Origin of the sequence: Christiangramia qingdaonensis (assembly GCF_048381525.1) — a bacterium.
Taxonomy (GTDB): Bacteria; Bacteroidota; Bacteroidia; order Flavobacteriales; family Flavobacteriaceae; genus Christiangramia.
Window position 1 is genome coordinate 284,157 of the sequence record NZ_JBLWIM010000012.1, and the last position, 9,970, is coordinate 294,126.

The window sequence follows — 9,970 nt, forward strand, 5'->3', positions numbered from 1 at the left end:
CTAAGAGTCCTGACCGCATTTATCCAAAAATTTCATTTAACACTCCAAGAGACTTCGGTTTGCGAAAACCTTCAATATGCAGTTCAAAATAAAGAAGAAGCATTTTTAGGAAGTCTGTGCGTGAAGCCTGGTTCAGTTTTATACTCGATAAGGCATCAAATTCGGTGCCCAATAAATTTTTCAGCAAATTTACAGTATTACCTTCTATGCAATAGTCATTCGTGGGTATTTCCTGAAAAACTCCATCGAGCATATTAAAGTATTCAGCTTCTGAAGTAGAATTTTGAGGCTGGAACCCAAGATACCTGGTAAGTTGAAGTAAGAATAACAGATGGAAATTGGCAACTTTTTCAGCTGCATCAAGATATTGCAGGCTATATTCAAGGTAATGGAACAGCGATTCGTTGTTTTCTTCTTCCCTGATACTATTTTTGAGAACTTCAGCCAGGAACATGACCAGCGCCTGTTTGACCGGATCTGTGTGCAGGCTTTGATAATTCGCAATCACTTTTGCTTCTTTCAAATACTCCAGTTTCCCTGTATTTTTGTGATTTGATACGATATCCAGCTGAGTAAGACCCTGGAACATGGAAGCTTTAAATTTACCCCGGCGACTCTTGAGCACTCCTTTCAGCATATAGGTTCTAAGACCATCAGACAGCGTGTAAAGCTTCACTATAAGATCTGCCTCCCCATATTTTAATGCACTGATCACGATCGCTTTGGTATGCACCAGCATGCTGAAAGAATTTGTGAGCAATGTATAAAAAAAGCCGCTTTTCAGCGGCTTTAGTCTTATATTTCGAATGCTTAACTATACAACACCCTGTGCTAGCATAGCATCAGCTACTTTTACAAATCCTGCAATGTTCGCTCCTTTTACGTAGTCAACATAACCATCTTCGGTAGTACCATATTCCACACATGCCTCATGTATATCATTCATAATCTCATGAAGTTTCTTATCTACTTCTTCCGAAGTCCAGTTATAACGCATAGAGTTCTGAGACATTTCCAAACCTGAAGTTGCAACACCACCGGCATTAGAAGCCTTTCCTGGTGAGAACAATATCTTTTCATTATGGAAAACCTCGATCGCTTCAGGAGTACATGGCATGTTCGCTCCCTCTCCTACACACATACAGCCATTATTGACCAATGCCTGGGCATCTTCTTTATCCAATTCGTTCTGAGTTGCACACGGTAATGCGATATCACACTTAATGTTCCATGGAGTTTTACCTTCATGATATTCAGCTCCGGAATATTGATCTACATATTCACTAATTCTACCACGTCTCTCATTCTTAAGCTCCATGATAAACTGAAGTTTATCTGCATCAATACCATCTTTGTCATAAATGAATCCACCAGAATCTGACATGGTAACTACTTTAGCTCCAAGCTGAGTTGCTTTTTCGGCAGCATATTGCGCAACGTTTCCAGCACCTGAGATCACTATGGTTTTACCCTCTAGCTTTTCTCCTTTGGTTTTCAGCATATTTTGAGCGAAATATACGTTCCCGTATCCTGTAGCTTCAGGTCTAATCAAAGATCCACCGTAGCTAAGACCTTTCCCGGTCAAAATTCCTGTAAACTCATTCTGAATTCTCTTATACTGACCAAACATAAATCCAATCTCACGAGCACCAACCCCAATATCACCTGCAGGTACATCAGCATTAGCTCCAATATGTCTTTGCAATTCAGTCATAAAGCTCTGGCAGAAACGCATAACTTCATTATCAGATTTTCCTTTTGGATCAAAATCTGATCCTCCTTTACCACCACCCATAGGAAGTGTTGTAAGGCTATTTTTGAAAGTCTGCTCAAACGCAAGAAACTTAAGAATACTAAGGTTTACTGATGGATGGAAACGCAAACCACCCTTGTATGGTCCAATTGCTGAGTTCATCTGGATTCTAAATCCTCGATTTACCTGAATATCCCCGTTATCATCAAGCCATGGCACTCTAAACATCACAACCCTTTCCGGCTCCACCATACGCTCCAGAAGCATCTTGTTCTGGTATTTTTTATTCTTTTCAATAAAAGGAATTACGGTTTCAGCCACCTCATGAACCGCTTGCATAAATTCTGGTTCGTTCTGGTTTCTGGTTGACACCTTTTCCAGGAAATTTTTGATATTTTTTTCCATAATGACTGGCGCTATTATTAAATTATAAATTTTTTATCCAAATTATGGTGCAAATATAAATATTCTATAAGGATTACTGGATTCATTCCGTCATTTGATATAAAATTAACTTTTACTTTCAGAGCTTGTTTTCTCGGCCCGTTTATAAATATTGTGTTAAAGTAGTTTTGCTATATTTGCTAACGTTGCAAGCTGCATTCAATGAACTTCAATAAGGTATTTCTTCTGTTCGTAATCATTATCCTTGGCTATTCTGAAAATGCTTCGGGACAGCTTAGTTTTTCTAACGAAGTTGGAGTCATTGCAGGACCTGCCGGTTTCTTTACCGATTATGGTGAGCGATGGAATGTGAAAAACAATCTGGATAATGGTGGTTTTGGGGTTGGCCTAGTACATTATATGAATTTCGCTTTCAAACCAGAATGTAGTTGCAGGCCCTCCAGCTTATGGTTTACTAAATATTTCAGAATTAGAAATGAGATCGATTATCTAAGATCTAACCTGGACCATTATGGTCCAGTGGCAGAAAAAAATAGTTTGGGAGGACAGCAACTTCGAGCGATGCATGGAGAAACTGAAGTTATTGAAGCAGGAACCGCTCTTGAATATCATTTTTTAGGAATAAAAAAAGCCAGGGATTTTGGCTACTTGTTCGCTCCTTATATCTCCCTTGGAGTACATTTTGTGCATTACAGGCCTACAGCGTATTCAGATCTTGGCCCATTGGATAGTCCTAAAGTACTTTTTAACACGTTTGAAGACGGACTCTTCCTGGAACCAGGAAACACCTTTGCCATTCTTGGAAGTGCAGGACTACGGTACAGGCTGAGTAGATTCAGCGATCTGCAACTGGAAGCCAGAGCTACTTATTATGATACCGACAAACTGGAAGGACTGGACGTACAGGGACCGCAAAACAAGTTCAACGATTTTGTACTCTGGTTCAATGTAGGTTATATTTATTACCTGGATTTCTAGAATTCCAGTTCAGCGGAGTTCAAAACAGTTCCACCTTTTCTAAGAATTTCGAATTTCATTTTATCAAAACCTTCTTTATCTATTGCCCTGGTTGCATCTTCGATAAGTGTCGTTGTAAAACCTTCCGCGATACTATCCAGAACTGAATAGGCTACGCAATAATCCCCGGCCAAACCGGCGAAATAAACATTCTTAACACCTTTATCCTTCAGATAACCTGAGAGTCCCGTAGACTTCAAATGAGCATTATCGTAAAATCCACTATAGCTATCGATTGCCAGATCTGTTCCCTTTCTAAAAATGGTTTCGATACGATTGGTATCAAGCTCTGGATGGAATTCAGCGCCACTGGTATTTTGAACGCAGTGATCCGGCCATAGAACCTGATCAAGTCCATTTAATTTTATAAGATCAAAAACCTTCGCATTTTCATGAGCTGAGGCAAAGCTGGAATGCCCGCTAGCATGCCAGTCCTGGGTAGCAATTACCAGATCAAATTTTTGCTGAAGATCGTTTACCAATGGAACTATTTCATCACCATTCTCTACAGCAAGTGCACCGCCCGGCATAAAATCATTTTGAATATCTATGAGAACTAGCGTTTTCATTATATCTTATTTTTCTGCATTTTGATCAATTGATCCCGTTCCTCTTTCAGCAATTCGCTAATCCCGATCTTATAGATATGCGGATTATTAAATCGTTTGTATTCTATAGGCAATTCTGAAAGTCTCGCGATACTATATTCTGAAATTTCACTAAGACTTCTTTTTTTCTGTAACACCTTTCCTTTATCCATGACCAGTTCTAGTAAAGCTTCTTGTTTGTAATACTTAAGATTCATGGATTTGTAAGGCTCGAATGGATGATGCATTTCCTGAATATTATCTTCATGGTACAGGCCAATTGCATCTGCTCCAATACACTTCCCATTCTCATCCTTTATTCTGAAAACCTGTTTTTTATGTGGAAGGGTGATCTTAATAATACTTTCTGAAATTTTTATTCTTGGTTTACCTGCGGAAAATGCCAGTTTATAAACCCCATCCAGGGCACCATCAGGATCGCCGGTCACCAGGTTCGTTCCCACTCCGAAGATATCAATGGGAGCCTGTTGCTCTAATAAACTTTTGATCACATGCTCGTCCAACTGATTCGAAGCTGCTATTTTCACATAATCAAGGCCCGCTGCATCGAGCATTTTCCTGCTTTCCTTGGCAAAATAACTTAGATCTCCACTATCGAGCCTGACTGCCAGTAATTTTTGACCACGCTCTTCCATCTCCATTGCGACCTTTGTCGCGTTAGGAATACCACTTTTTAAAGTATTATAAGTGTCTACAAGAAGTACACAATTTTCAGGACGACCTTCAGCAAAGTCCCTGAAAGCCGTCAATTCATCATCATAGCTTTGCACGAAAGAATGCGCCATCGTTCCGGAAACAGGAATATCAAAATCTTTTCCGGCGACTACGTTACTTGTACCATTAAAACCTCCAATGATGGCAGCGCGAGTAGCAAAATACCCACCGCTAGCCTGAGCACGTCTCAATCCAAAGTCGAGCAATGTAGCATCTCCCGCCACTAAGCGCATACGGCTTGCTTTGGTAGCGATAAGTGTTTGAAAGTTCAGCAAATTGAGAAGAATGGTTTCGATAATCTGTGCTTCAATAATACTTGCTTCTACCTGTAAGATCGGCCGGGTCGGAAATACAATATCACCTTCTTTTACTGAATAGATCTTTCCTTTGAATTGGAAATCCTTTAAGTATTCAAGAAAATCCTTTTCAAAACCCTGTTCCTTTAGGAATTCCAGATCATCTTCAGAAAAACGAAGCTTCTTCAAGATTTCCAGAAGATCCTCAAGTCCGGAAAAGATTGCATAACCACTTTTAAACGGGAGTTTTCTAAAATAATAATCGAAAACAGCCTGCTGCTCCTTCTGTCCTTTTTTGAAATAGACCTGAGCCATGGACAACTGGTACTGGTCTGTATAAGTGGCGGTAAATTTATTCATAGTAAATTCTTGAGTTCGATCTATTTGCTATTCGAAAGATCGGAATTCACAAATTTACCAAATTTAAAATACAGGTTTATCAACAGAGAAATTAATCTCAGGAAATAAGTTCTGCTTTAGATTGTTCTGGTGTAGTTTAATCTTTTAAATCGTCTGAAAGGGAAATGCGGTACCTGCCATTTTCAGAAGGTAATAGTTTTTCACTTACCAGTTCCAGCGTATTTCCTTCCTGTATCCACGGAATTTCTTCGGAATTATCCTCGGCGTCGTACCCATCGAACCAGGCAAAATCAATATCCTGGTAATAGGAGGTGATCTTAAGTTCATAAACTTCACCTTTTTTACTCCATTCTATTAGGTAGTCTGAATCATTAGGAACTGGCAAAGCTGTTTCAGGATCTCCATTTCCGGAAACATAAATTGTACTTAGATCTGATGGTGAGAACCAGACATAGGTATTTTCCCATTTGTCACTATAGCTTTCAGGATTTACAAGCGCAGCGGGGTTACAGCTTGAAAATAAAATCAGCATCATCGTGATGATTGAAAGGTAAAATACTCTGGAAGTCTTAAATTTTAAAAATGTTGGGGTTACGACGTGTTCAAGGAACACATCCTTTAAAATTTTCATATTTGTGATTCGATTACAGCAAGCTGAAGCCGAAGTAGTTTGGGGTTTGGTGAAATTAGAAAATTATAACAGCTGTACCGAATGAATGTGCTTTACTAACTTAAGTTTGTGAATAAATGCTTTTAGAGTCCGTCTAAACACCGCAATTAATCGGTGAACAGCGAAACTTTGTACGGTTTTCCATAACTCTATAATTTCACCATCTTTAGCAAGCTTACGCACTGAAAACCAGCAAACACAGGTACTCAACTATAAATCAGCTTTTTATAACGTTTAACGCTATAAATAAAAGATTTGAGACAAAAAAAGCCACATTTAGAAATGTGGCTTTTTAATGGTAAAACGACAGGCTTATACCTTTTTGTAACTGGAATTGTATTCTTCCATAAGACTCATGATCGCTTTCATTAGATCTTTAGTTTCCAATAATAAATTGAAGTACAAGGTGGTATTTTTAGGACTGGATTCTTCAGTTCTTGTTCTTGACACTTGTTTTTCGATCTTTTCAGAAATCCTCTGCAGCACTACATCTTTTTTAGCAACGACTCCACTTATATCCTGGAACTCCCTGTTATTAAAGATCACTTCGATCTCTGTTAGCAATTCGCTTAAAATATCATCGATCTCTTTAAGATCTAAAAGCTGATTATATCGTAGCGGTTTGTGATTATTATTCACATGCTTGTAACTTTTCTTGGAAATATACTCTAGTGATTGAGCAATATCTGTAAGATGCCCAAGAATTGAAATATAAAAACTACTTCCACGTACACTTGTTTCATCCAGACTTTTAATAAAAAAGAAAATCTGGTCTCTTAGATCTTCTATCTCAGACTCAAGTTTCTCCACACCCTTCTTACTCTTCTTTAGCTTCTTCTTATCCTGTTTGGATAATCCGGCAAAGGTATCAGAGAAGATCTTGTTGGATCTGCTTACCACATTAGAAATATTATCAGCACTTTCAAGGATGATCCCCTGAACGGTCTTACTTTCAGATTTCTTCAAGCCAGATTTATCGGCTTTAGCGGTTTCTTTGTTCTTATGTGAAATATAGTTTCTAACAAGTAAACCTATGGCTGCCAGCAGTAGAATAGCAATTGCAGGTCCTTTTCCGAGGAAAATAATATAAGTTAAAATTCCTGCCGCAGAGAATGCGCTAAATGCAGTGAAGAACCAACCTCCAATTACTTTCAAAACTCCTGCAACGCGATATACCGCACTTTCTCTACCCCAGGCTTTATCTGCCAGGGAAGTTCCCATAGCTACCATAAAAGTTACGTAAGTAGTAGATAATGGCAATTTATAAGAAGTAGCGATAGAGATCAATACTCCGGCAACGGTAAGGTTAATTGCAGCGCGAATCATATCAAAAGCAGGTTGTTCTTCTGCTTTATCCCCAATAAGTATATCGTCGGGTTTGCTGAAGCTACGACCAATCTTTCTACGCATTCCGCCTGGAATCACAACTCTAAAAGTGTCGGCAAGCTTTGTAGTTCCTGTTACAAGTGCACGGGAAAGCATATTTGGATCGAACTTTTCAGTTCCATGTCCCTGTCTCGAAAGACCAATTTCAGTTTCGGCCACACTCTTTGCTTTCTTAGAAAACCAGAGTGTAAGTACCATAATAGCTCCAGAGATAAATAGTAATATTGGTTCTGCCGGTACTTTATCACGTAACACTTCCATAGAGAATTCTGTAGAGATCTGGCCAGATGCTGCCCAGGCTTCATAGGAGTGGTAAGCTGCCATTGGAACTCCAATAAAGTTAACCAGGTCATTCCCTGAGAATGCCAGTGCCAGACCAAAAGTCCCTACTGCAATCACGAAGATGAGGATACTTTTCTTAAAGATCTTCATGAACAAATAGCTGAAAAGTGTCCAGAAAAGGAAACTAACTGCGATCACAGTATAAACCTGTGTAGAAAGAACATCCTTAAAACTATCGTAGTAAGGGGTTCCTTTCATCCCTTTGAAAATGATGAAATAACTGATGGCTGCAAGACAGATTCCTCCGAAAATAGAACCAAAATTCTTGATCTTCTTCTCGTATTCGAAGGTGAAGACCAAACGGGACAACCACTGTACCAGCGCTCCTATGGTAAATGCGATCACTACAGATAGGAATATACCAGATATAATTTCGGTAGCTTTATCTGTATTGATATAGTTGGAAAGATCTGCCAGCGTTTGAGTATCTGAAGCTCCAATCTTGATAAGTGCCATTACTACTGCTGCTCCAAGTAATTCGAATACAATGGAAACTGTTGTTGAAGTTGGCATTCCCAGCGTGTTGAAAAAATCCAGCAGGAGAATGTCTGTGATCATCACAGCCATGAATATGATCATGATCTCATCAAAATAGAACTGACCAGGCATAAAAATACCTTTTCTGGCTACCTCCATCATACCGCTGGAAAAAACAGCTCCAATAAAGATACCTACACTGGCCACGATCATGATCGTTTTGAATGAGATCGCTTTGGAACCAATCGCAGAGTTCAGGAAGTTTACGGCATCATTACTAACTCCAACCACCAAATCGGCAATGGCAAGAACCACTAATGCAACCAGCATCAACAAGTAAATATTTTCCATTTTATTGTGTTTAAAAAGCGGTGCAAGTATCCAACCAAATCGTGGATTTACTGTTACCTAATTGTTAATTTTAAAAGTGAAATTCGAAGCCTGTTCTAAATGAGATAAAATCCTCTATTCCAGCCTTCTTCGAATAATTTATATCTGCCTGTACTTTAAGTTTATGTCCTACAATATATTTTGATCCTCCCAGAGTGTATTGTTCTACGTCATCCACTTCGATAATATCGGAATAGTCGTTTCTTGAATACCTTGCTGCAATTTCATAATTACTTTTGAAAAGGTACGCAGTTTGAAAGTTTATTCCCTGCCCTTCCAGCACCCTGTACTCAGCTGCCTGATTTTCTCCCTGAATTCTGGCAATTGGATCTTCTGCATCGCGATATGCATATTCTGCCATAACAGAAAGTCCGCGGTATTTGAAAACTGCATCCAGGAAAAACGTTTGGATATCGGTTTCGTAAAGTGTCCCATCCTCTAGCAACATAAAACTTCCCAGGTTACTTCGTGTTCTTACTGCATCATTATTAATATCGTAAACTGCTCCTAGCATTAGTTTAGGTGATGGCTCCCGTTCAAGATCTGCCTGGAAATAGTCTCCTTTTTCGAGAAATTCTCCAAAAGGCAGAAGCTCAAGTCTCCCTGTGTATTCCATTCCTCCCTGGCTACCGCTGGTAATATTTCGTCCTTCTCCCTGTGAGAATGCCAGCTTCTCTTTGATCACGAATTTTTCTCCTAGCTTGAATTTATGATGTAGCTGAAGTCCGATATCTCTATCAAGATTAAACCTGCTGTTCACAATGGATCGGTCTATAAGCTGTAAACTGGCTGAAGAAACAACCCTTTCTACATTTCCAGGAAGTTTGGTCTGCCCCGCCCATAATTCGAAGTTATCATGGAAATGCCATTTAAGAACTGCGTCAAGAATATATCGTGGAGAATTAGATGTAAAATCATTTGCTCCGGAAATATCATTATTTGAAAGGCCAAGTTCGATCTTATAAACCAGTTTTGGGGTAAGAGCGAATCCATCAAATTTTAGTCTTGCTCTTCTAATCAGGAAATTTTGCTCTGGATCCAGGTACTCTTCCCCATCGTGATTCCAGGTAGTAAGCGATCTAAACTGAAACCTTGGTGCGAATTTTACGCTAAAGGAACTATCCTTCGCGGTGAAATTAAGCAAGCCTATTCCAAATTTTGTGTCACTTATTTCCTGAGCTTCAAGTCCCAGTGCGACGAACAGGCACAAAACGAGTGTGCTGAATCTAGTCTTCATTAAATCGTATTATAAGTTTTTGTCGCCGACAAAGAAACAGACTTTATGTTAACTGAATGTTTCCCAAGAGTTAAACCTGAGGTTGATCTAAGTTAACAAAAAAAGGCTGCCCTGTTTTTACAGGACAGCCTCGCACACTATTATGTAGAGTCGACAAAAACTTATACGATTTTCGTGTGCTTTTGTACACACAAAGAAAGTACAGCGATGTCTCCTTAAGGTCACCCTTATATTAAATTAAGTTTAAAAATAGGATTAGAGAGGAAAGTACTAAAAACAAGAAAGCCACTCGAAAAACGAATGGCTTTGTTGCTC

At 39.1% G+C, this 9,970-nt stretch carries 8 protein-coding genes; 1 reads left to right on the forward strand and 7 read right to left on the reverse strand.

All coding sequences use genetic code 11. The features are described from left to right. Window positions 1–19: 19 nt before the first annotated feature. Complete coding sequence (recO, locus tag ACNI3T_RS06150) at window positions 20–739, reverse strand: DNA repair protein RecO (protein ID WP_418227077.1); 720 nt, start codon at window positions 737–739, stop codon at window positions 20–22. Between the two features lie 75 nt (window positions 740–814). Beyond that, a complete protein-coding gene (gene gdhA, locus ACNI3T_RS06155; protein ID WP_418227078.1) occupies window positions 815–2,158 on the reverse strand; it encodes an NADP-specific glutamate dehydrogenase in 1,344 nt (447 codons plus the stop codon). A gap of 201 nt (window positions 2,159–2,359) precedes the next feature. Between gdhA and ACNI3T_RS06160 the strand changes: the two genes are divergently transcribed. Next, on the forward strand, window positions 2,360–3,136 hold the full coding sequence (locus tag ACNI3T_RS06160; protein WP_418227079.1) for a THC0290_0291 family protein: 777 nt from the start codon (window positions 2,360–2,362) through the stop codon (window positions 3,134–3,136). Here the strand turns inward: ACNI3T_RS06160 and pncA are convergent. The 5 genes from pncA to ACNI3T_RS06185 form a co-directional block, all read right to left on the reverse strand. After that, window positions 3,133–3,744, reverse strand: a complete 612-nt coding sequence (gene pncA / locus ACNI3T_RS06165) for a bifunctional nicotinamidase/pyrazinamidase (protein ID WP_418227080.1) — start codon at window positions 3,742–3,744, stop codon at window positions 3,133–3,135. The two genes, ACNI3T_RS06160 and pncA, sit on opposite strands and share 4 nt — an antisense overlap. Further along, window positions 3,744–5,153 carry a nicotinate phosphoribosyltransferase gene (locus tag ACNI3T_RS06170; RefSeq protein ID WP_418227081.1) on the reverse strand — a complete coding sequence of 470 codons (1,410 nt, stop codon included), beginning with the start codon at window positions 5,151–5,153 and terminating at the stop codon, window positions 3,744–3,746. The genes pncA and ACNI3T_RS06170 overlap by 1 nt, the downstream gene beginning before the upstream one ends. A 136-nt stretch (window positions 5,154–5,289) precedes the next feature. Further along, window positions 5,290–5,784, reverse strand: a complete 495-nt coding sequence (locus ACNI3T_RS06175) for a hypothetical protein (RefSeq protein ID WP_322301691.1) — start codon at window positions 5,782–5,784, stop codon at window positions 5,290–5,292. A 351-nt stretch (window positions 5,785–6,135) separates the two neighbouring features. Then, the gene (locus ACNI3T_RS06180; RefSeq protein ID WP_418227082.1) at window positions 6,136–8,379 is read right to left on the reverse strand and encodes an inorganic phosphate transporter; all 2,244 of its coding nucleotides are present in this window, start codon (window positions 8,377–8,379) and stop codon (window positions 6,136–6,138) included. A gap of 70 nt (window positions 8,380–8,449) precedes the next feature. Then, entirely contained in the window at window positions 8,450–9,655 is a 1,206-nt protein-coding gene (locus ACNI3T_RS06185) for a porin (protein WP_418227083.1), read from the reverse strand. Window positions 9,656–9,970: the final 315 nt, after the last annotated feature.